Annotated in this window: 20 protein-coding genes; 6 read left to right on the top strand and 14 right to left on the bottom strand. The window is 35.3% G+C overall.

The window, feature by feature from the left end:
- The 8 genes from trpB to ABIQ27_RS06940 all read right to left on the bottom strand — a co-directional run bounded on the left by trpB (position 1) and on the right by ABIQ27_RS06940 (position 6,993).
- Positions 1-1,188, bottom strand: a complete 1,188-nt coding sequence (trpB, locus tag ABIQ27_RS06905; RefSeq protein ID WP_348033051.1) for a tryptophan synthase subunit beta — start codon at positions 1,186-1,188, stop codon at positions 1-3.
- Between the two features lie 3 nt (positions 1,189-1,191).
- Positions 1,192-1,818 (bottom strand): phosphoribosylanthranilate isomerase, encoded by a 627-nt coding sequence (locus ABIQ27_RS06910; protein WP_348033052.1) that lies wholly within the window; start codon positions 1,816-1,818, stop codon positions 1,192-1,194.
- The gene (gene trpC / locus ABIQ27_RS06915; RefSeq protein WP_348033053.1) at positions 1,818-2,603 is read right to left on the bottom strand and encodes an indole-3-glycerol phosphate synthase TrpC; all 786 of its coding nucleotides are present in this window, start codon (positions 2,601-2,603) and stop codon (positions 1,818-1,820) included. The genes ABIQ27_RS06910 and trpC overlap by 1 nt, the downstream gene beginning before the upstream one ends.
- The gene (trpD, locus tag ABIQ27_RS06920) at positions 2,600-3,598 is read right to left on the bottom strand and encodes an anthranilate phosphoribosyltransferase (RefSeq protein WP_348033054.1); all 999 of its coding nucleotides are present in this window, start codon (positions 3,596-3,598) and stop codon (positions 2,600-2,602) included. Before trpD ends, trpC begins: the two co-directional genes overlap by 4 nt.
- 5 nt (positions 3,599-3,603) lie before the next feature.
- On the bottom strand, positions 3,604-4,173 hold the full coding sequence (locus ABIQ27_RS06925) for an aminodeoxychorismate/anthranilate synthase component II (RefSeq protein ID WP_348033055.1): 570 nt from the start codon (positions 4,171-4,173) through the stop codon (positions 3,604-3,606).
- A 44-nt stretch (positions 4,174-4,217) separates the two neighbouring features.
- On the bottom strand, positions 4,218-5,612 hold the full coding sequence (locus tag ABIQ27_RS06930) for an anthranilate synthase component I family protein (protein WP_348033056.1): 1,395 nt from the start codon (positions 5,610-5,612) through the stop codon (positions 4,218-4,220).
- Between the two features lie 278 nt (positions 5,613-5,890).
- Entirely contained in the window at positions 5,891-6,457 is a 567-nt protein-coding gene (locus tag ABIQ27_RS06935) for a YceI family protein (RefSeq protein WP_348033057.1), read from the bottom strand.
- Between the two features lie 80 nt (positions 6,458-6,537).
- The gene (locus ABIQ27_RS06940; RefSeq protein ID WP_348033058.1) at positions 6,538-6,993 is read right to left on the bottom strand and encodes a MarR family transcriptional regulator; all 456 of its coding nucleotides are present in this window, start codon (positions 6,991-6,993) and stop codon (positions 6,538-6,540) included.
- Positions 6,994-7,159: 166 nt separating this feature from the next.
- Here ABIQ27_RS06940 and ABIQ27_RS06945 point away from each other — a divergent pair, with 166 nt between their 5' ends.
- Genes ABIQ27_RS06945 through ABIQ27_RS06955 form a run of 3 tightly spaced genes read left to right on the top strand, consistent with a single transcriptional unit; the run spans position 7,160 to position 9,483 of the window.
- The gene (locus ABIQ27_RS06945; protein ID WP_348033059.1) at positions 7,160-7,480 is read left to right on the top strand and encodes a rhodanese-like domain-containing protein; all 321 of its coding nucleotides are present in this window, start codon (positions 7,160-7,162) and stop codon (positions 7,478-7,480) included.
- 10 nt (positions 7,481-7,490) lie between these two features.
- Positions 7,491-8,795, top strand: coding sequence for an NAD(P)/FAD-dependent oxidoreductase (locus tag ABIQ27_RS06950; protein ID WP_348033060.1), 1,305 nt, complete (start codon positions 7,491-7,493; stop codon positions 8,793-8,795).
- Positions 8,796-8,799: 4 nt separating this feature from the next.
- Positions 8,800-9,483: a M15 family metallopeptidase gene (locus ABIQ27_RS06955; protein WP_348033061.1), complete on the top strand. Its 684-nt coding sequence runs from the start codon at positions 8,800-8,802 to the stop codon at positions 9,481-9,483.
- Here ABIQ27_RS06955 and ABIQ27_RS06960 read toward each other — a convergent pair.
- From ABIQ27_RS06960 to tsaD, 6 genes are all read right to left on the bottom strand, one after another.
- A complete protein-coding gene (locus ABIQ27_RS06960; protein WP_348033062.1) occupies positions 9,480-10,049 on the bottom strand; it encodes a hypothetical protein in 570 nt (189 codons plus the stop codon). The two genes, ABIQ27_RS06955 and ABIQ27_RS06960, sit on opposite strands and share 4 nt — an antisense overlap.
- 3 nt (positions 10,050-10,052) lie before the next feature.
- Entirely contained in the window at positions 10,053-11,231 is a 1,179-nt protein-coding gene (locus ABIQ27_RS06965; RefSeq protein ID WP_348033063.1) for a class I SAM-dependent methyltransferase, read from the bottom strand.
- Positions 11,232-11,319: 88 nt separating this feature from the next.
- Positions 11,320-12,279 (bottom strand): zinc metalloprotease, encoded by a 960-nt coding sequence (locus tag ABIQ27_RS06970; protein WP_348033064.1) that lies wholly within the window; start codon positions 12,277-12,279, stop codon positions 11,320-11,322.
- Between the two features lie 159 nt (positions 12,280-12,438).
- Positions 12,439-13,077 (bottom strand): DUF4159 domain-containing protein, encoded by a 639-nt coding sequence (locus tag ABIQ27_RS06975; RefSeq protein WP_348033065.1) that lies wholly within the window; start codon positions 13,075-13,077, stop codon positions 12,439-12,441.
- 13 nt (positions 13,078-13,090) lie between these two features.
- Positions 13,091-13,798, bottom strand: a complete 708-nt coding sequence (locus tag ABIQ27_RS06980; RefSeq protein ID WP_348033066.1) for a 16S rRNA (uracil(1498)-N(3))-methyltransferase — start codon at positions 13,796-13,798, stop codon at positions 13,091-13,093.
- A 5-nt stretch (positions 13,799-13,803) separates the two neighbouring features.
- A complete protein-coding gene (gene tsaD, locus ABIQ27_RS06985; protein WP_348033067.1) occupies positions 13,804-14,826 on the bottom strand; it encodes a tRNA (adenosine(37)-N6)-threonylcarbamoyltransferase complex transferase subunit TsaD in 1,023 nt (340 codons plus the stop codon).
- Between the two features lie 100 nt (positions 14,827-14,926).
- Between tsaD and ABIQ27_RS06990 the strand changes: the two genes are divergently transcribed.
- The 3 genes from ABIQ27_RS06990 (at position 14,927) to gap (ending at position 21,679) form a co-directional block, all read left to right on the top strand.
- Positions 14,927-19,447 (top strand): translocation/assembly module TamB domain-containing protein, encoded by a 4,521-nt coding sequence (locus ABIQ27_RS06990; RefSeq protein WP_348033068.1) that lies wholly within the window; start codon positions 14,927-14,929, stop codon positions 19,445-19,447.
- Between the two features lie 141 nt (positions 19,448-19,588).
- Positions 19,589-20,575 carry a 6-phosphofructokinase gene (gene pfkA / locus ABIQ27_RS06995; RefSeq protein ID WP_348033069.1) on the top strand — a complete coding sequence of 329 codons (987 nt, stop codon included), beginning with the start codon at positions 19,589-19,591 and terminating at the stop codon, positions 20,573-20,575.
- A gap of 93 nt (positions 20,576-20,668) precedes the next feature.
- Positions 20,669-21,679, top strand: coding sequence for a type I glyceraldehyde-3-phosphate dehydrogenase (gene gap, locus ABIQ27_RS07000; RefSeq protein ID WP_348033070.1), 1,011 nt, complete (start codon positions 20,669-20,671; stop codon positions 21,677-21,679).
- Positions 21,680-21,684: the final 5 nt, after the last annotated feature.

Genomic DNA, 21,684 nt, shown 5'->3' on the forward strand with positions numbered 1-21,684 from the left:
TTATAGGTTGAAATAATTAATATATGTATTCAAATCTTTATCACCACGGCCTGATAAATTAATCACAACAACATCTTCAGGCTTGAATTTTTTCTGATGCAAAACTGCTAAAGCATGTGCACTTTCAATCGCTGGAATAATACCTTCTGTTTTGGCTAATGCAATTCCGGCTTTCATTGCGTCATCATCAGTAATGGCAATGAATTCGGCTCTTTTGGTTTGAAATAAATGAGAATGCATTGGTCCAACACCAGGATAATCCAATCCGGCGGAAATAGAGTAGGGTTCGGTGATTTGACCATCTGGAGTTTGCATCAAAAGTGTTTTGCTTCCGTGGATTACGCCAATTTTTCCGAGGATAGAAGTCGCTGCGCTTTCGCCCGAATCAACGCCTTTTCCGGCAGCTTCAACGGCAATAAGTTTGACAATCTCATTATCCAAAAAGTGATAGAAAGCACCGGCAGCATTGCTTCCGCCACCAACACAGGCAATTACATAATTGGGATTTGCTCTATTTTCATGTTCCAAAAGCTGCTTCTGGATTTCCTCCGAAATCACACTCTGAAACCTTGCTACCATATCAGGATAAGGATGAGGTCCAACTACGGAACCGATGATATAAAAAGTATCAACCGGGTTGTTAATCCAATCGCGAATGGCTTCGTTTGTAGCGTCTTTGAGGGTTTTGGATCCCGATGTGGCTGGACGAACTTCGGCGCCAAGCATTTTCATTCGGGCAACATTCGGTGCTTGTCGCTCAATATCTATTTCGCCCATATAGACAATACATTGCAAACCCATAAGCGCACAAACAGTTGCAGTTGCAACTCCGTGTTGTCCAGCGCCGGTTTCGGCTATGATTCTTGTTTTGCCTAATCTTTTGGCTAATAACATTTGCCCAATCGTATTGTTGATTTTATGAGCGCCGGTATGACACAAGTCTTCGCGCTTTAGATAAATCTTTGTATTGAATTGCTCTGATAAACGCTTCGCAAAGTACAAAGGTGTTGGTCTGCCGACATATTCTTTCAAAAGCGAATGGAATTCAGCTTGAAATGAAGGTTCTGCAGTTATTGATAAATACTGTTGTCGTAACTCTTCCACATTCGGATATAGCATTTCTGGAATGAATGCGCCACCAAATTCGCCGTAAAATCCGTTTTCGTCTACATTGTAGGTCGTTTTCATACTTTATTCTTTAAAAGCGTTTATAAGCTGTTTTGTTTTTTCTGTTGATTTTAATGCTGGTGAAATTTCCAGTTTGCTATTGCAGTCGACTGCGATGCAATTCTTCGCGTAAGCTTTTGTTTGAAATGATTTTACTTCTTCTATGTTTTCTGCGCCGATTCCGCCGCTCAGAAAGTAGGGTTTGTCTAAATGATAGTTTTCTAAAACTGTCCAATCGAAAGTAATTCCGTTTCCGCCATACTTCGTTCCTTTTGTATCAAAAAGAAAGTAATCGCAATAGTTATTATAATTATTTAATGCGCTAAAATTAAAATGGTTATCGATGCTAAATGCTTTTATCACTTTAAATTTATTTTGCTGTAGCAAATAACAAAATTCCGGACTTTCATCGCCATGTAATTGAATCAAATCCAATTCGTATTGAGTTACTTTTTCTTCAATTTCTTCCAAAGAAGCATTGACAAAAACACCAACTTTTTGGATTGATTCTGGCAAATTCGGAATCACATTTTCAAAATTACGCGGTGATTTTTCATAGAAAATAAAACCCATAAAATCAGGTTGCAATGAAGCAATTTCGCTGATGTTATCAGGGAATTTCATTCCGCATATTTTTACTTTGATTCCCATTATGCTTTTAATTGATTGATGAATTGCTCCAGACTTTTTCCTGGATTATCGGTTTTCATAAAGTTCTCACCAATCAAAAAACCATGGAAATCGTGGCTTCTCAATAGTTTTATATCATCTGCTGATGTTAATCCGCTTTCGGAAATCTTGACAAAATCATTCGGAATATGGTTAGCCAAGTCAATACTATTCTGCAGACTCACTTCAAATGTTTTTAAGTTTCGGTTGTTTACGCCAATCAAATCAAGGCTTGGCATAACACTTTTTTCCAATTCTTGCTGATTATGAACTTCCAATAAAACCTCTAAAGCCAATGATTGTGCAAACTCAGATAGCTGTTTGATTTCTTCTCTTGATAAAACCGCAGCAATTAATAAAATTGCATCAGCACCAAAGGCTTTGGCTTCCAATAATTGATATTCATCCACAATAAATTCCTTGCGCAATAATGGAATTCCAACCGAAGCTCTTGCCAAAAGTAAATCTTCCAACGAACCGCCAAAGTACTGCATGTCAGTTAAAACTGAAATTCCCGAAGCACCAGCATTTTGATAGCCCTTAACGACTTCTTCTACTGAAAAACTATTGTTGATTGTGGTTTTAGAAGGTGAGCGACGCTTATGTTCGGCAATGATTCCGAATGGTGAATTTATAATTGACTTGCTTAGTGAACTCGTTTTTTTGTTGAACAAATCTGAATTTTCTAACTGTGCAACAGAAACCACGCTTTTCTTTAAAGCGACTTCCTTCTTCTTACTGGCAATTATTTGATCTAAAATACTCATGCGTTTTGGCTGATTTGCTGTAGTTTTTGTAATTTTTCTAAAGCTTTTCCGGATTGTAAACTCTCTTTCGCTTTCGCAAAGGCATTAATTATAGATGAGTTTTCAACTGTAGAAATTGCTAGAGCAGCATTGGCACAAACAACATTCTGTTGTGCTTCAGTTCCTTTTCCTGAAATGATATTCATGAATATTTGCGCTGATTCTTCAATGGTTTCCCCGCCTTTTATATCTTCAAAATACAATTTTGATAACTGATAATCATCAGCATTGACAATGCTTTCGGAGTTTTTGGTAATCATTTTAGCATCTGCAGTCAGCGAAATTTCATCATAACCATCCAAAGCGTGGAGAATCGTATAATTCACATTGGTGTTTTGATATAAATAAGCATACATTCGGGCCAATTCCAAACTAAAAACACCAACCAATTGGTTCTTTGGAAACGATGGATTTACCATTGGACCAAGCATATTGAAGAAAGTTTTAACACCTAATTCTTTTCTAATCGGGCCAACATTCTTCATTGCAGGATGAAATAGCGGCGCGTGAAGTATGGCAATATTGGCTTCTTCCATGCATTTGGCTAAAAAATCTTTCTCATTGCTGAATTTCACGCCCAACGTTTCCATCACATTACTGGAACCCGAAATAGAAGAAACTCCATAGTTTCCATGCTTTGCGACATGAATTCCGGTGCCGGCAACTACAAAGGATGCCAAAGTCGAAATGTTGAAAGTGTCTTTTCCATCGCCGCCGGTTCCGCATAAATCGATAGTGTTATAGGCTGAAAAATCTACAGCAATGCAAAGTTCTAAAAGCGCTTCACGAAAACCAGAAAGCTCTTCAATGGTAATGTTTCGCATCATATAAACCGTCAGAAACGAGGCAATCTGACTTGGATTGTATTGCCCTGAAGAAATATTTACTAAAACTTCTTTGGCTTCCGTTTTTGAAAGCGTTTCGTGATTTATTAATCGGTTGAGTATTGTTTTCATAAGCGTTAGGCATTAACCCAATTTTCTAAAATTTGTTTACCAAAAGGCGTTAAAACGCTTTCAGGATGGAATTGAACTCCTTTTACGTCGAGTGTTTTGTGGCGCAAAGACATGATTTGACCATTTTCATCTGTTGAAGTGATTTCCAAAACAGTTGGAAAATCAGCATTGGCAATAACCCAGGAATGATAACGCCCGACTTCAAAATCATTTGGCAAACCATTGAAAAGACTTTCGTCAGTAACTGTCTGTGTTACATTTGTGGCAACTCCGTGATATACTTTATCAAGGTTTATAAGGCTTCCGCCAAAAACTTCTCCGATTGCCTGTTGACCCAAACAAACTCCGAGTATGCTTTTACTTTCGGCATATTTTGAAATCACAGCTTTGAGCAAACCAGCTTCATCGGGAATTCCAGGACCTGGTGAAAGCAGAATTTTGTCGAAAGCTTGTAATTCTTCCAATTCAAATTCGTCGTTTCTGTAAACGGTAACTTGTGCGTTCAAATCTTCTAAATAGTGAACCAAGTTGTAGGTGAAACTGTCGTAATTATCTATAACGGCTATTTTTTTCATGATGTTTTATTAAATCCTAATTCCTAAATCTCAAATCCTAAATTTTAAATCGTTTCTGCTAATTCGAGCGCTTTGTTTAGTGCTCCTAATTTATTATAAACTTCCTGCATTTCGCTTTCTTCCGAAGAACTTTCTACGATTCCGGCGCCAGCCTGATAATGCAATTGATGGTTTTTGGAAAGGAAAGTCCGAATCATAATTGCGTGATTGAAATTGCCTTCAAAATCCATGAAGCCAATCGCACCGCCATAAAATGTTCGGTTTGTGTTTTCGATTTCTTCAATCAATTGCATCGCTTTGTGTTTTGGCGCACCGCTTAATGTTCCGGCGGGAAAAGTATTCGCAACCAAATTCATTGAGCTTCCGTTTAGTTTTCCTGTGACTTTGGAAACCAAATGAATCACATGCGAAAAAAACTGTACTTCTTTGTATTTCTCAACTTTTACTTCAGTACAATTCCGGCTTAAATCGTTTCGGGCTAAGTCGACTAACATTACATGTTCACTGTTTTCTTTGGCGTCTTCAGATAATTTTTTTGCTAATTCGGCATCTTGTTCGTCATTTCCTGTTCTTTTAAAAGTTCCGGCAATTGGGTGAATTTCGGCATGCTTATTAGAAATGACTAGTTGTGCTTCGGGCGAAGACCCAAAAATCTTGAAATTTCCATAATCAAAAAAGAACAAATAGGGTGAAGGATTGATATTTCGCAAAGCTCGATACACATTGAATTCGTCGCCTTTAAATGCTTGTGAAAATCGTCGCGACAAAACCAATTGGAACACATCGCCACGATGACAATGTTTTTTGGCTAAAGCCACATTTGATTTGAATTCGACATCAGTTAAGTTTGAAATAGAATTTCCTTCTTTGGTAAAACGATAACTCGCAAAGGTTTTGGTTTGCAATAATTGTTCAATTTCCTTGATGTTATTGGTGTTGTCAATGCTATGACAAAAGATATACGCTTCGTTTTTGAAATGATTGATGGCGATTATATTCTGGTAAACCGCATAGTATAAATCCGGAATCGCTAAATCATCAGTTCGTTTTTGGATGCTTACTTTTTCAAAATATTGCACCGCATCGTAATTGATATAACCAAACAAACCGTTGTTGATGAATTTAAAATTGTTCTTTTCGGGTTTGAAATTGGAGGCGAATTCTTCAATTACTTTCGGGACATTAACATCAACAGAAAGCTCTATTCTCTCCGAAGTTCCATCAGGGAAAGCTTTTACAATACTATTATTTTCGATTTTTATCGAAGCGATAGGATTGCAACAGATATACGAGAAACTGTTATCGGCAGTGTGATAGTCGCTACTTTCAAGTAAAATGCTATTCGGAAACTTATCCCTGATTTTGAGATAAATGCTAACCGGCGTAATCGTATCCGCAAGGATTTGTTTGTGCTGTGTATGTAATTGAAACTGTTGCATGTTGATTTTTTTTTAATTAGATGCTGAAATAAATTCAGCATAAAAAAAAGGCTTGTCGTGAATGACAAGCCTTTATATTATTTGGATAAATGACACCAATAATGGACTATTTCACGACGACTGACGTAAACTATTCCACCACCAAGTATTATTTAAAATGTTCATCATTTTTGTAATTGATTAAAACAAATGTAGTGATGTGTTTTTAATTTTCAAACAAAAAATAAAAAAACCTCGAAAATTTCTTTCCGAGGTCTTTCTTTTCATAGCAAGTATTATTAGAACTGTAGGTTCACATTTAATTCAAAATCATCATAGATTGCTTTGTCTCCAATGCTGTCAAAAAAGCTTTTTGAGTTGTATTTAATACCATATTTAGTTCTGTCGATAGTTAATTTTGTTGCTGCTGTATTTCCTTTTACAGCTAAGTCAAAAGTTACTGGATTTGTAATTCCTTTAATAGTCAAATCAGCAGTTACTGTGTATAAACCAGCTGATTTAGTAGCTATTTTTTTGAATACTAAAGTTGAAGTTGGGAATTTTTCAGTTCCGAAAAAGTCTTCTGACTTCAAATGACCATCTAATTTAGTTTTCCATTCGCCAGAAACATCAGTTCCGGTTAATGATGTCATGTCTACAGTAAAATTTCCGCCAGCTACTTTTCCTTTTTTGAAAATTAAATTTCCTTCTTTCAAATTAACAGTTCCTGTATGTTCACCAGTTACTTTTTTACCAACCCAGGTAATGGTGCTCTTTTCTACATTGATTTTTTTACTTTGTGCTGTAGCTACTGTTGTTCCAAAAGCTACTAATAATGCGATTGCGATTGTTTTTAAATTTTTCATTGTTTTTAATATTAAGTATTGATTATAAATTTATTATTAATTCTTCTTTTGTATTGCACACTTTAACATTCCGTAAACGTTTATATACTTCGGTATTTTTCCAATAAAGTGTTTAATTGTCCTAATTCCTGTTGCGTCAAATTATTAGCGAACAGTTGTTCGTGTTCAATCACAATCGGATCAAGTTCGGTTAGAATATCTAATCCTTTTTGGGTTATAAGCACTTCAATTTTTCTGCGGTTATCCGGACAAACTTCACGTGTGACATAATCTTTTAGCAATAATTTGTCAATCAGTCGGGTAGTGTTACTGTTTTTAGACAACATTCGTTCCTGAATGATGCACAAATTAGCAGGGCAACCTTTTTGCCCACGTAAAATTCGCAGCACATTATACTGCTCTCTTGAAATGTCGTATGGTTTTAATATTTCGTGAAACTTATCTCCAATAACAATTTGAGTATAGGTAAAGTTCAAAATGATTTTTTTGGCATCATTTAAAGGAACTGTAGATTTTATCACGTCTTCTATTTTCATAATTGTTAGTACAATATTTGTAGGTACAAATGTAATACGTTTTTTCATTTGTATATACAAGTGTCTGTTATTTTTTTGTTAATTTTTTAATAGGATGGAAGTTTACCCTTTTCTCAATGGGATTTGAATTAACAATGAAGTATATTTGTTATTCAAATACCAAACAATGAATTTATCACAAGAAGACTGGAAAACAAAATTAGAAAACGATCCTAATGCTGTTATTCTGGATGTTAGAACAGAAGACGAATGGAATGAGGGAATTATTCCAAATGCCATTTTAAACGATATATATAAAGGTCAGGGATTCATTTATAAATTAGATGAATTAGACAAATCCAAAAATTATTATGTCTATTGTAAATCCGGAGGAAGAAGCGGGCAAGCTTGCGCGATTATGAACCAAATGGGTTTTGAAACTGCTTACAACCTTGAAGGTGGTTTTATGAAATGGAAAGGTGATGTTGCTTTTCGGGATGAAAATTAATTAATGCCAGATGAACATTCCAACTTCAGAAAAACCTCGTGTGGTTATTATTGGTGGCGGTTTTGCCGGTCTGGCAATATCCAAAAAATTAAGAAACAGGAATGTTCAGGTTGTATTGATTGACAAACACAATTACCATACATTTCAGCCTTTATTATATCAAGTTGCGACTGGCGGATTAGAAGCCGGTTCTATTGCTTATCCGATTCGGAAAGTTATTCAGGAATATAAGGATTTTTATTTTCGACTGACTTCAGTAAAAGAAATAGACACGAATAGTCAAAAGATAATCACCGAAATAGGCGATTTGCATTATGATTATTTGGTTATAGCCACAGGTTCCAAAACCAATTATTTTGGCAACAAAGAAATTGAGCGCAATGTAATGTCAATGAAAACGATTCCGCAATCATTGAATATCCGCAGTTTGATTTTGGAAAATTTCGAACAAGCGGTTTTGACAAAAAATGAAGGTGATAGAAATACATTAATCAATTTTGTTTTGGTTGGTGGCGGACCAACAGGTGTTGAGCTCGCTGGTGCTTTGGCAGAAATGAAAAAAGCCATTCTTCAAAAAGACTATCCCGATTTAGATATTAATAAAATGCAGATCAATCTTATTCAAAGTGGTGACAGAATTTTGAATACGATGACCGTGAAGTCTTCACAAGCAGCCGAAAAATTCCTGTTGAATTTAGGAGTGAAAATCTGGAAGAATGTCCGCGTAACAAATTACGACGGAAGAACTATTACAACAAACACAGACTTAACTTTTGATTCTGCCACAGTGATATGGACTGCCGGAGTTCAAGGCGCAAAAATAGCAGGATTAGATTCGAAATCTTTGATTGAAAAAGTGGAGAGAATTCGGGTGAACCGATATAACCAGGTTGTTGGTTATCAAAATATATTTGCCATTGGCGATATTTGTTCGATGGAAACCGATAAATATCCGGAAGGTCATCCTATGATGGCACAGCCTGCAATTCAGCAAGGCAAATTATTAGGCGAAAATCTGATTAAGTTAATCCATAAAAAAACCATGAACGCTTTTGAATACAATGATAAAGGTTCGATGGCAACTATTGGACGAAACTTAGCAGTAGTTGATTTGCCACATTATCATTTCAGCGGAATTTTTGCCTGGTTTGTATGGATGTTTGTGCATTTGTTTTCATTGATTGGTTTCAAAAACAAAGCAGTTGTTTTCTTAAATTGGGTATATAATTATATTCGTTTTGACCGCGAAGGCCGATTAATCATCAGACCATTCAAAAAGAAAAGTTTCACTACGTTTACAAGTGATGAAGTTTAAAATCATGAAAAAAATAGTACTCTTATTTGTTATAACTCTGTTTTGTTTCGCCAGTTCGCTTACGCTCGTGTCCTGCAAATCAACTTATCTCGATTCAAAGAAATCCCCAGCTTTACTGGATATCACAAAGGAAGTTGACAGCAACGCTTTTGTCAATCTTAGGAATTACAGCAATGATTTTGTGTTTGATATGAAATATGCCACAGCTGATAATTTCCTAAAAGAAAAAGTATATCCTTGTGATGAATGCTTTCTCCGTGCGAAAACTGTCAAAGCATTATTGGAAGCAAATAAATCATTTTTGACCCAAGGTTTTAGAATTAAACTCTACGATTGTTACCGACCAAAAGCGATTCAGAAAAAGATGTGGAAAATTGTTCCCGATGCTAACTTTGTTGCCAATCCAAAGAAAGGCTCGATTCACAATCGAGGTGGTGCAGTCGATATTTCGCTGGTTGATTCGCTTGGCGTAGAAGTCAATATGGGAACCAAATTTGATTTTTTTGGAGAAGAAGCAAGCCATAATTATCAAAACCTTTCAGAGGAAATTTTGGCAAACCGGAAGTTTTTAAAGGAAATTATGCTCGAGCACAATTTTAAATCATTCGATTCAGAATGGTGGCATTATAATTTAAATGGAAGCAATAAAGACAAAATTTCTAACCAGAGCTGGCGTTGCGCCGATTAATTCTCAATGCACTTTAGATAATCGATAAAGTAATTTTCGGGTTGATAGGTTTTTTTATCTAACTCAGATGTGAATTCTGTTTTAAAAGGATAATCGACCGTTTCACCAGAGAATTTTATTCTCATAAACGTTACCTGCGATACTTTTAAGTCTTCATAATTCTCTTTCGAAAACACAAATGAACCACTCATAATTCTGCTGTTTGGACTATTCTCATTGCGAATTAATGTTCCACAGGTTTCATTTCCTATATAAAGCAAAGTGACAATTTTGCCATTGTTTAACTGAAGATAAATTCTGGAATTGTTGTCAAAACAATTGGCTTTGATAAAACCGCTGCTTCTTCTTATTATTTGTGTTTCAAGACCTAAAACCGCATTGTTGCTCGACAAGGAAAAAAAGATATCAGTTGAGTTACCCGCAAAGCTTCTTTCAAAAATGATGAATTGTTTTGTCGATTTATAAGTGCCTACAGTATCGGTAATATTAACGTCAATTTCGCAGGGTTTTTGAGCAAATGCAGTTAAGTTAACAAAAAGGAATAAAGCTAAAACTATCTTGTTCATGGTCTATTTTAATTTGGTGCAAAGTAAAACTATTTTATTATTATTTATATCAGTTGTGAAAAAACAATACACATTTCCGCCATCTTTTATTTTCCACTTTTTGCGAATGTTTTCTACCGTTTCCGGAAAATTCCGTGTGGTTATGTTGGCTTTTTTGTTTTCCAAAAAGGATTTCATGTTTTGTTTGTTGTATTCAAATTGATTTTCAATTTCAAAAGCTCTTCCAGGAAATTCACTCAAAGCATCGGATGTGTAAAGATGCGAATGCTGATGCAGTTTTTCAACTTTAAAAGATGCTGTGATTTCATCAAATCCACCAGATTTCATTATCGCAGCGTTGGGTTCAAACAAATATTTTTTAGGCAGGCTGTAATTTGAAACTGTCGAATCCCCTAGTTCAAAGGTAAATTCTTCAGCTGTGTCTTTGATTAGGTTACAGGTAACAATTTGAATTGCTTTGGAATAGTTTTTTTCTAAAATCCAAAGCAGTTCCTTGACTTCATTTTCTAAGGCAACTACATGAATTGCTTTTACATTTTTCAATTCTGATAATCCAGCGGAAATGTCAAGTATTGGAGCCGTTTTCATCATGATATTATCGGTAAATCCAAAATAGAAATCCAATAAATCAGGAACATTTGGCAAGCAATCTTTAAGCATAAATACTTTGCCTTTGGCATCGTTTCTTCTCGAAGGGTCAATATAAATCCAATCAAATTTTTGATTTAGGTTTTTTAGGATTTCAGAACTGTCACCAGAAATGCAATCAATATTTGTTACGCCAAGTTGTTCAAAATTATGCTTCACAATCTTTGACAATTCCAGATTGATTTCGCAATGAGTAACCTGATTTATTTTTTTAGCAAAATAAAAATCATCAACACCAAAGCCGCCGGTCAAATCAATTAGTCTGTCACCAGTAACCAACTCTGACTTGTGTGCTGCTGTTTTTTCAGAAGAAGTTTGCTCAATGGAAATTTTAGTGGGATAATAAATATTTGAAGTGTTGAACCAAGTTGGAAGTTTGGTTCTGGCTTTTTGTTTGGCCGCAATTTGATTTAGAATCGCTGTCCAGTCAGTTGCCGGAAATTGTTTTTTTTGCAACGCCAAAACAGCAACAGCTGCATCCAGATTTTTGGTAATAAAGGTTTGAATTTCTTCAGATAAAATGGATTTATCCATGCGTAAAAATTTCATTAAAAATAAAAAAAAACTCGTCTGGTTATGATTAACGAGACGAGTTTTTAGCAAATCTATGTAAAATAATTTATTATGGCTGTGCGAAAGAAACTCTTGGTCCACCTGAAAGGAAGATAGCATCCATTCTGGTTTTTTGACCTAATGAGAACATATACATTCCTCTGTCATCGGTATAATCCATATAGTTCATAGTCATTTCAACCGGAGTTCCTGAACAAGTACTATAATGAGGATAAGCCGGAACGCCAAAGTTTGCAGCATTATGAGATGGTGTATCAGAAACTAAATCATTTCCACAAGTGGCATCACCCCAAATATGACGAAGGTTTAGCCAGTGACCAACTTCGTGAGTAGCAGTTCTTCCTAAGTTATATGGATAAGCCGAGCCTGAATTACTGGTAACACCAAAATACAATGGGTCAATTACAACTCCGTCAGTCGCTGATGAACCACCAGGAAACTGAGCATAACCCAGGATTCCGCCACCAATAGTTCCAACCCAAAGATTCAATTTTGTAGTTGGGCTTGTTGGATCTAATCCACCTTGTTTAGATTTTTTAATAGCATCTCTTGTTCCCCAAGAAGATTTAGTTGTTGCTTTTCTAATTACCTGATCTAAAACAAATGTAATTCCAACATTCGCTTTTACACCAGAGAATAAAGCCGGTACACTATTGTAATCAGAGTTTTGAGCGTTGAAATCTTTATTCAAAACATCAATCTGAGATTGAATTTGGGCTAAAGAAATATTTCCAGCAGTTGTTTTATATAGAACATTTACAACAACCGGAATTTCAATTTTCCCATTAACCAAACGGTTGTGGCTTTGATTTAATACGGCATTTTCAGTGAACGCTTCAATTTGCGCCATTTTTGTAGCCAATTCAGGATTTTCTTTTAATTGTCTTTCAAGCACTTCCTGAGAAGCACAAATTCTTCTGGACGCTTTTGTAGTAGTTTGTGCATCATCTTCTTTTTGACAAGAAAACAAAGCCATCATAATGGCTAATGATAAACAGATTTTTTTCATTTTTTATTTGGGTTTTGTTAATTAATTATTACAATTTTATGAAATATTTTAGCAGGTTGTTAATAAATTAAGGCTACTTATTAACAAATCGATGAACAACATCTTATTTTAAGATTTTGTTTCAACTTATGCAAAAAAAGAAAGAAATAAACTATAGGTTTAGTTATTGAAGATATAATTCAAAATATTGGCACCCATTTTTAGTGCTTTTTCACGAACTTCTTTGGGATCGTTATGCACTTCAGGATCTTCCCATCCATCGCCTAAATCACACTCATAAGTGTAAAGCAACACCAATCGGTTGTCAATGAAAATCCCAAATGCCTGCGGACGTTTGCCATCATGTTCATGGATTTTTGGTAATCCGTTGGCAAAAAGATTTGGTTTTTGAAAAATAGGGTGATTTGCAGGCACTTCAACTAAATCATTGTTAGGGAAAATGCGCTTTATCTCTCTGCGAATGTATTGATCCATGCCATAATTGTCATCAGCATGAAGAAATCCACCCGAAAGCAGATAGTTTCTCAAATTGATTATTTCCGCGTCGCTAAAAACCACATTGCCATGGCCAGTCATGTGTACAAAAGGGTAGGAGAAAATTTCAGAACTTCCAGGTTCAACTGTAGCAGCTTTTGATTTGATATTGGTATTAATCGTTTGATTGGCGTATTTTATAAGATTGGGTAACGAAGTTGGATTGGCATACCAATCGCCACCACCGCTGTATTTTAGCAAAGCAATTTCCTGGGAAAAACTTAGCGTTGAAATCAATAAAAAAAGAAAAAACAGTCTTTTCATAAATTTAATATAGTTACTCTTCATTCTTAAAAACCACGCTGTGGCAGGCTACAATAGCAGCAGTTTCTGTGCGCAATCGAGTTGCTCCCAAAGATACAGGAATAAAATTAGCAGCAATAGCTAGTTGGATTTCTTTAACAGAAAAATCGCCTTCAGGACCAATTAAAATAGTGACATCTTTATTGGCTTCCAATTCATTTTTTAAGGATTTTTTCTCGGTTTCTTCACAATGCGCAATAAACAACTGTCCAGATGTTTGAGTTTTGACAAAATCTTTAAAGCTGATAGGTTCGTTTAATTTTGGCAAATAATAATGCAAAGATTGCTTCATAGCTGATTCCAGAATCTTTTGAAACCTATCGGTTTTGATTACTTTTCTTTCTGAATGATCACATAGAATTGGCGTGATTTCCTGAATACCAATTTCGGTAGCTTTTTCCAAAAACCATTCGTAGCGTTCGTTCATTTTGGTCGGAGCAACGGCTAAATGCAAATGAAATTTTGGCGCTTCCTGTTTTTCAAATGAATTGATTTTCACAGTGCATTTATTATCAGAAGCAATTGTAATTTCTGTTGTAAATAAAAAACCTAAACCATTTGTAACGTGAAGAATATCGCTTTCTTTTTTACGGAGAACTTTAATGACATGCTTGCTTTCTTCTTTGTCAAAAACAAAAGAAGTCTGGGTTTCATTTATGGTTGGATTATAGAATAGCTGCATAGTTTTTAAAATTCTATTCTTGCTTTAGAAACCACATTCGCATCCGAAAATTTATCGTGCAAATATTTTTGATAACCCACAATTCCAATCATCGCTGCATTATCTGTAGTGTATTCAAATTTTGGCACAAAAGTTTTCCAGCCGTATTTGTTTTCGGCATCTTTTAACGTTTGCCTGATTCCCGTATTAGCTGAAACTCCGCCACCAATGGCAATTTGCCTGATACCGGTTTCGGCAACAGCCAACTTCAGCTTGTCCATCAGAATTTCAATGATGGTGTGTTGTACAGAAGCACAAATATCGGCTTTATTTTCTTCGATAAAATTTGGATTTTCGAGCACATTTTTCTGAACAAAATAGAGAATCTGTGTTTTCAAACCCGAAAAACTAAAATTCAATCCTGGTATTCTTGGTTTGGTAAACGCAAACTTTTTTGGATTGCCATCTTTGGCATATTGGTCAATCAATGGTCCGCCCGGATAAGGAAATCCTAGTATTTTTGCGGTTTTATCAAAGGCTTCTCCAACTGCATCATCGGTGGTTTCGCCAATGATTTCCATATTGAAAAAGTCATTGACTTTCACAATTTGTGTGTGTCCACCAGAAATGGTCAACGCCAAAAAAGGAAATTCAGGTTTGTCAAAACCTTCTTCATCAATAAAATGTGCCAGAATATGAGCATGCATATGATTCACAGCAATCAAAGGAATATTCAAAGCCATAGCCAATGATTTTGCAAAAGAAGAACCAACTAAAAGTGAGCCCATTAATCCCGGACCCTGAGTAAAAGCAATAGCTGACAATTGATTTTTAGTGATATTAGCTTTCTTCAAAGCGACATCAATTACCGGAACAATATTCTGTTGGTGAGCTCTTGAAGCTAATTCAGGAACGACACCACCATATTCTTCATGAATACTTTGCCTTGCGACAACATTTGAAAGCACAACATCATTTCTTAAAACCGCAGCTGCAGTATCGTCACACGAACTTTCAATAGCCAGTATAAAAACTTCTTCACTATGCATAAAAGGCGCAAATTTTGATTTATATTTGACAGTCGATCTGAGAAAATCAAATGTAAAGATTTTTACAAAGGTAATTTTCTTTCCCAAGTCAAAAGAATAATTGGAAAAAATTAAAACAAATAACGGTTTTAAAAAATTTCGAAAGATACTTCTTCGCACTATTGTTGTACTAATTCTACTTTTATTATTAGTCAGCATAGCGTTGTCGTTGCCTGTGGTACAAACCAAAATCGCGCGTTATGCAACCGACAAAATCAACACAGAATACGGAACCAATATCAGCATAGATGAAGTTGCCATAACTTTTTTTGGTGGAGTCAAGCTCAAAAAAGTTCTTGTTTTGGATAATCATAACGACACTTTAATTTTTTCCGACAGAATCAGAACAAGCGTTTTAGATTTCAAACAATTCATTGACGGGCAGTTGCTTTTCGGCGACTTATACATGGATGATTTTTATCTTCAGATAAAGAGTTATAAAGGTGATAAGGACACCAATCTGGATAAATTCATTGCGGCTTTTGACGATGGAAAAAAGAGTAGCGGGAAGTTTTTGATGACATCAAATAATATTTATCTCAAAAACAGCCGTTTGGTGATGATTGATTTAAACAGGCCACACCCAAAAGATATTGATTTTACTAAGCTCAATGCACATCTGAAAGATTTTAAAATTCAGGGGCCAAATGTTATGAGCATGATAAAAACGATGAGCTTCCTTGATCACCGCGGTGTTCTGATTGAAAATCTGACTTCAGATTTTAAGTACACCAAAAAAGATATTACGCTGAATAAGCTGGAAGTAACTACCAAAGAATCCTTTTTGAAAGGCAATATCATTCTGAAATACAACAAAGAAAATCACGATTTCAGCGATTTTAACAACCGAGTAAAATTTGATGTAACGATTGATAGCGCTACATTAGCAACCAATGACATTCGCTTTTTTTATAAAGAATTTGATAAAAATCAAAAGTTTTCTTTAAAGTCAAAACTCAAAGGAACACTGAACAATTTTTATGCTACTAATCTCGATTTAAAAGATTATAAGTTTTCGACTATTAGAGGCGATGTTAATTTTAAAAACCTATTTCCACGTGCTCCGGGCAAGTTTTACATGAAAGGACAATTCAAAAGAATTTCTTCCAATTATGTTGATTTGACTAAGCTATTGCCAAATATTCTCGGAAAAAAATTACCATCATCGTTGCAAAAATTAGGGCAATTTAATTTTACCGGAGATGTTGAAGTTACACAGCAATACATCAATTCCGATTTTGTAATGAATACCGCTCTGGGTATCATCGAATCTGATTTACATATATCAGATTTGAATAATATAGACAACGCAAAATATCACGGAAGCCTTATTTTGGATGATTTTGATGTGGGTGCCATGATGAATGACAAGGATATCGGAAAAGTGAGCATGAACCTCGATGTCGACGGAAAAGGATTTACTCAGAAATACATCAATACTTCTTTTGCAGGCGATGTCTTTGAGGTAAAATACAATGGTTATAATTACACCAAAATCATTGTTGACGGAAGCTTTAAACAGCCTATATTTAAAGGGCAGTTTTATATAAATGATCCAAATTTATTTATGGATTTCAGTGGAGTTTTGGATTTATCCAAAAAAGAAAATATTTATGATTTCCACTCCAAAATTGATTATGCCAATTTGGTGAAACTAAATTTCATTAAAGATTCAATTTCCGTTTTTAAAGGTGATATTGTGGTTAAGGCAACCGGAAATTCTCTCGATAATCTCAAAGGGAATTTATTGCTTACTAATGCTTCGTACCAAAATAAAAAGGATTTATACTTTGTGGATTATCTGAACTTAAATTCGAGTTTTGATGCCAATGGAGAAAGAGCGATTACAATAGATTCCCCTGATGCGATTGAAGGTTCCGTGGTTGGAAAATATAAATTCAACCAATTGCAGAAAATGGTGGAGAATTCGTTGGGAAGTTTTTATTCCAATTACAAAGCCAATAAAGTACTGCCTAATCAATATTTAAAATTTGATTTTGATTTGCACAGCAAAATTATAGAAATATTCAATCCTGATATTTCTCTAGCCAAAAACACAAAACTGAAAGGAAACATTGCCTCGGAAAGCAAGGATTTCAAATTAGATTTCAGTTCACCGCAGATTGTTGCCTATGACAATACTTTTGACAATATTATGGTTCAGGTGGATAATAAAAATCCTCTGTATAATGCTTATGTTCAGTTAGATTCTATAAAAACGAAGCATTATAAAATCAGGGATTTTAGTATGATTAATACGTTTTCGAAAGACACGTTACACTTTAGAACTGAGTTTAAAGGCGGAAAACACGGTAATGACTTTTATAATCTGAATTTTTATCACACGATAAATGATGAGAATAATAATGTTGTTGGATTTAACAAATCAGAACTTCAATTCAAGGATTATTTATGGTTTTTAAATGAAAATGAAAACCCGGAAAAAAGTAAGATTGTCTTTGATAAAAAGCTTAGTAATTTTTCATTCAATGATTTAGTCCTGTCACACGGAAATCAGAGCATCAATTTTATTGGTGTGTTGAATGGCAGGCAGAATAAGGATTTGCAGCTCACATTTGATAATGTCAATTTGAATAAAGTCACGCCCGATGTCGAGAAATTTAAGTTTGACGGAAACCTTAACGGAAAGATTAATTTCAAACAAAGCAATGCGATTTTTCAGCCTACGTCAACTTTGACGATTGATAGTTTGAAAGTTAATGATCTTGCATTGGGGAAAATGAATTTAGATATTCAGGGTGATGAAACATTGCGTAAATTCCATTTGAATTCCAATTTGGAAAACCAAAATGTAGAAGCTTTTAACGCCAATGGAGATATTCAGATTATTGATGATAAAACGTTATTAGATATTGATTTGAATTTTGACAGATTCAACCTTGGAGTTTTAGGAAAAATAGGAGGAGATGTCATTACCAATATTCGAGGATTTGCTTCTGGAACTGCCAGAATTGACGGAGAAATAAATGAGCTGGATTATAATGGAAGGTTGTTTATCAATGATGCCGGACTTACGATTCCGTATCTAAACACCGATTATGTTTTTGATAAAAACTCTGTAGTTGATGTTACCGAAAACAAATTCATAATCAGGGAAACCAATATTAGCGACACTAAATTTGATACTAAAGGAAGCATCAGCGGATTTATCAAACACAAGCAATTTGGCGATTGGCAATTGGATTTGTCTATTTATACAAAACGTCTTTTAGCTTTAGACACTGTTGATGAGGAAGACGCGGCCTATTATGGAAAAGCTTTTATGAATGGTACGGCAAGCATAAAAGGGCCAACCGGCAATTTGATGATAAAAGTCGATGCTGAATCTGCCAAAGGAACAGATATTAAAATCCCGATTAACGATGCCGAAGCAGTTGAAGATAGCAAATTCATACGTTTTAGAACTCCGGAAGAAAAGAAGAAAAAGAAAGGCGACAAAGTAATCCAGCATAATAATTACAACGGACTTGAACTGGCATTTAATTTTGATATAACCGAAATTGCCAATATTGAAGTAATCCTTAACAGGGAATCTGGCCACGGAATGAAAGGAAAAGGAAACGGAACGCTGCTCTTCAGAATTAACACTTTGGGGAAATTTGAAATGTTTGGAGATTTCTCAGTAGTTTCCGGTTCGTATAATTTTAAATATGGAGGATTAATCGATAAGAAATTTGATGTAAAAAAAGGCGGTTCCATAACATGGACAGGTGATCCAATGGCTGCGGTTTTAAATCTGGAAGCTGTGTATAAAACTACTGCAAATCCTGCCGTTTTAATTGATAATCCATCTTTCAATAAGAAAGTAGATGTTGAAGTTGTTATTGGTGTCAAAGGGAATTTGAGTAGCCCTGAACCTGATTTTAATATTAATTTCCCAACAATTGGAAGTTCATTAAAATCTGAAATCCAATATAAACTGGATGATAAAGATACCAGACAAACCCAGGCTTTATACCTGCTTTCTACAGGTAGTTTCCTGAGCCAGGATGGTGTTAGTCAAAGCCAGTTGTCCAATAATTTATTTGAAAAAGCGAGTAGCCTTTTTAGTGATATATTCTCTGGTGATAATGATAAGATTTCAATTGCTCCTGAATATATAGTTGCTGACAGAACTCCGGGACAACAAACAGACGGGCGATTTGGCGTTACCGTTTCTTCCCGAATAAATGATCGAATTACGGTTAACGGAAAAGTCGGAGTACCAGTAGGAGGAATTACCGAAACAGCTATTGTTGGTGACCTTGAAGTGCAATATCGTGTGAATAAAGATGGAACGCTTAATTTGAGAGTATTCAATAAAGAAAACGATATCACATATATTGGTCAGGGAATTGGCTATACGCAAGGAGTAGGAATGTCTTATGAAGTCGACTTTGATACTTTTAAAGAATTGGTAAACAAGATTTTCAAAAAGATTGTATTAGAAAAAATTACTCCTGTAAATAACGACGTTCACGACTCAAGTTTGCCTCCGGATGGTATCCAAATCAAAGATAAACCTACCAAGAAAGATGACGACCCAAAGCCAAATAAAGAAGCAATTCCAACAGATGATTAACGTCTGAGCCTTTCCAAAACAATAATAACCAAAAAACTTATCAACGAAAACGATTGAATTTTCCCTGTTTTATTAATATAACAATAATATGGGTCAAACAATGGTTCTTGTTTGCTAATTTTACATTTTAATACTTAAAAAATGTCAAAAACCATAAAAAAAATAGGCGTACTAACTTCCGGTGGAGATTCTCCTGGTATGAATGCAGCCATCCGTTCCGTAGTTAGAACCTGTGCCTATCATAATATTGAATGTATTGGTATTTACAGAGGTTATCAGGGAATGATTGAAGGCGATTTCAAAGAAATGGGTCCAAGAAGTGTAAACAATATTGTAAACAAAGGCGGAACCATTCTAAAATCAGCGCGATCAAAAGAATTCATGACTGTTGAAGGCAGACAAAAAGCGCATCAGAATTTAGTAAATGCCGGGATTGATGCATTAGTTGTTATTGGTGGAGATGGAAGCTTTACCGGAGCAGAAGTTTTTAATAACGAATTTGGCTATCCTGTAATGGGAATTCCGGGGACAATTGATAATGACATTTTCGGAACAAGCCACACTTTAGGGTTTGACACCGCTTTGAATACAGTTGTAGAATGCATCGATAAAATTCGAGATACTGCCAGTTCACATAACCGTCTTTTTCTTGTTGAAGTTATGGGAAGAGATGCTGGTCATATTGCTTTGAATGCCGGAATTGGCGCAGGAGCAGAAGAAATTCTGATTCCGGAACAGGATTTAGGCTTGGAACGTCTTTTAGAATCGTTGCGCAAAAGCAAAGCCTCAGGAAAATCATCAAGCATTGTAGTGATTGCCGAAGGTGATAAAATTGGCAAAAGCGTATTTGAATTAAAAGACTATATCGAAGAACATTTTCCTGAATACGATATTCGTGTTTCTGTATTAGGTCATATGCAACGTGGTGGTGCACCATCTTGTTTTGACAGGGTTTTAGCATCACGTCTTGGTGTAAAAGCAGTAGAATCTTTATTAGAAGGAAAATCAAATTTCATGGTGGGAATGCTAAGCGATAAAGTAGCGCTAACTCCGTTAGAACAAGCTATCAAAGGTCATTCAGAAATAGATAGAGAATTACTGAGAGTTTCTGATATCATGTCCACATAAAAAAGGGGATTCGGTTATTTGGTGATTCGGTGACTCGATGAGAAAACAAATAACCAAATCAACGAATAACCAAATTAACATAAAATAAAAAAAATGTCAAAAGTAAAATTAGGAATAAACGGTTTCGGAAGAATTGGAAGAATTGTATTCAGAGAAACCTATAACAGAGATAATGTAGAAGTAGTAGCCATCAACGATTTATTAGATGTAGATCATTTGGCTTACTTATTAAAATATGATTCAGTTCACGGACGTTTCAATGGAAAAGTAGAAGTGAAAGACGGAAAACTATATGTAAACGACAGGTTCATCAGAGTTACTGCCGAAAGAGATCCAAAGCTTATCAAATGGGATGATAAAGATGTTGATGTAGACGTAGTGGCTGAATGTACAGGTTTCTTTACTACAATTGAAACTGCAAAAGCTCACATTGATGGTGGTGCCAAAAAAGTAGTTATTTCTGCACCATCTGCAGATGCTCCAATGTTTGTAATGGGAGTCAACCACACAGAAGCTAAAGCTACTGATACTGTTGTGTCGAATGCATCATGTACCACAAACTGTTTAGCGCCATTGGCTAAAGTAATCAATGATAACTTCGGAATTGTTGAAGGTTTGATGACTACAGTTCACGCTACAACATCAACTCAAATGGTTGCTGACGGACCATCTAAAAAAGACTGGAGAGGCGGACGTGCTGCCAGCGTAAACATAATTCCATCTTCAACAGGAGCAGCAAAAGCTGTTGGAAAAGTTATTCCGGCATTGAACGGAAAATTGACTGGTATGTCTTTCCGTGTTCCTACGGTTGATGTTTCTGTAGTTGATTTAACTGTAAAAGTTGCCAAAGAAACTTCGTACGATGAAATCATGGCAGTGTTGAAAAAAGCTTCAGAAAATGAAATGAAAGGAATTATTGGATATACAGAAGACGATGTTGTATCTCAGGATTTTGTATCTGACACAAGAACTTCGATTATTGATGCTAAAGCCGGAATTGGTTTGAACTCAACATTCTTCAAATTAGTTTCCTGGTATGATAACGAATATGGTTATTCAAGTAAATTGATTGATTTATCTGTTTATATTGCTGGCTTAAAATAATAAAT

The sequence above is a fragment of the Flavobacterium sp. genome (assembly GCF_039916025.1).
Lineage (GTDB): Bacteria > Bacteroidota > Bacteroidia > Flavobacteriales > Flavobacteriaceae > Flavobacterium.

What these genes read in the sequence shown, in the direction of transcription:
- trpB (WP_348033051.1), bottom strand. Translation starts at nt 1,188, where the DNA reads ATGAAAACGACCTACAATGTAGACGAAAACGGATTTTACGGCGAATTT.
- ABIQ27_RS06910 (WP_348033052.1), bottom strand. Translation starts at nt 1,818, where the DNA reads ATGGGAATCAAAGTAAAAATATGCGGAATGAAATTCCCTGATAACATC.
- trpC (WP_348033053.1), bottom strand. Translation starts at nt 2,603, where the DNA reads ATGAGTATTTTAGATCAAATAATTGCCAGTAAGAAGAAGGAAGTCGCT.
- trpD (WP_348033054.1), bottom strand. Translation starts at nt 3,598, where the DNA reads ATGAAAACAATACTCAACCGATTAATAAATCACGAAACGCTTTCAAAA.
- ABIQ27_RS06925 (WP_348033055.1), bottom strand. Translation starts at nt 4,173, where the DNA reads ATGAAAAAAATAGCCGTTATAGATAATTACGACAGTTTCACCTACAAC.
- ABIQ27_RS06930 (WP_348033056.1), bottom strand. Translation starts at nt 5,612, where the DNA reads ATGCAACAGTTTCAATTACATACACAGCACAAACAAATCCTTGCGGAT.
- ABIQ27_RS06935 (WP_348033057.1), bottom strand. Translation starts at nt 6,457, where the DNA reads ATGAAAAATTTAAAAACAATCGCAATCGCATTATTAGTAGCTTTTGGA.
- ABIQ27_RS06940 (WP_348033058.1), bottom strand. Translation starts at nt 6,993, where the DNA reads ATGAAAATAGAAGACGTGATAAAATCTACAGTTCCTTTAAATGATGCC.
- ABIQ27_RS06945 (WP_348033059.1), top strand. Translation starts at nt 7,160, where the DNA reads ATGAATTTATCACAAGAAGACTGGAAAACAAAATTAGAAAACGATCCT.
- ABIQ27_RS06950 (WP_348033060.1), top strand. Translation starts at nt 7,491, where the DNA reads ATGAACATTCCAACTTCAGAAAAACCTCGTGTGGTTATTATTGGTGGC.
- ABIQ27_RS06955 (WP_348033061.1), top strand. Translation starts at nt 8,800, where the DNA reads ATGAAAAAAATAGTACTCTTATTTGTTATAACTCTGTTTTGTTTCGCC.
- ABIQ27_RS06960 (WP_348033062.1), bottom strand. Translation starts at nt 10,049, where the DNA reads ATGAACAAGATAGTTTTAGCTTTATTCCTTTTTGTTAACTTAACTGCA.
- ABIQ27_RS06965 (WP_348033063.1), bottom strand. Translation starts at nt 11,231, where the DNA reads ATGGATAAATCCATTTTATCTGAAGAAATTCAAACCTTTATTACCAAA.
- ABIQ27_RS06970 (WP_348033064.1), bottom strand. Translation starts at nt 12,279, where the DNA reads ATGAAAAAAATCTGTTTATCATTAGCCATTATGATGGCTTTGTTTTCT.
- ABIQ27_RS06975 (WP_348033065.1), bottom strand. Translation starts at nt 13,077, where the DNA reads ATGAAAAGACTGTTTTTTCTTTTTTTATTGATTTCAACGCTAAGTTTT.
- ABIQ27_RS06980 (WP_348033066.1), bottom strand. Translation starts at nt 13,798, where the DNA reads ATGCAGCTATTCTATAATCCAACCATAAATGAAACCCAGACTTCTTTT.
- tsaD (WP_348033067.1), bottom strand. Translation starts at nt 14,826, where the DNA reads ATGCATAGTGAAGAAGTTTTTATACTGGCTATTGAAAGTTCGTGTGAC.
- pfkA (WP_348033069.1), top strand. Translation starts at nt 19,589, where the DNA reads ATGTCAAAAACCATAAAAAAAATAGGCGTACTAACTTCCGGTGGAGAT.
- gap (WP_348033070.1), top strand. Translation starts at nt 20,669, where the DNA reads ATGTCAAAAGTAAAATTAGGAATAAACGGTTTCGGAAGAATTGGAAGA.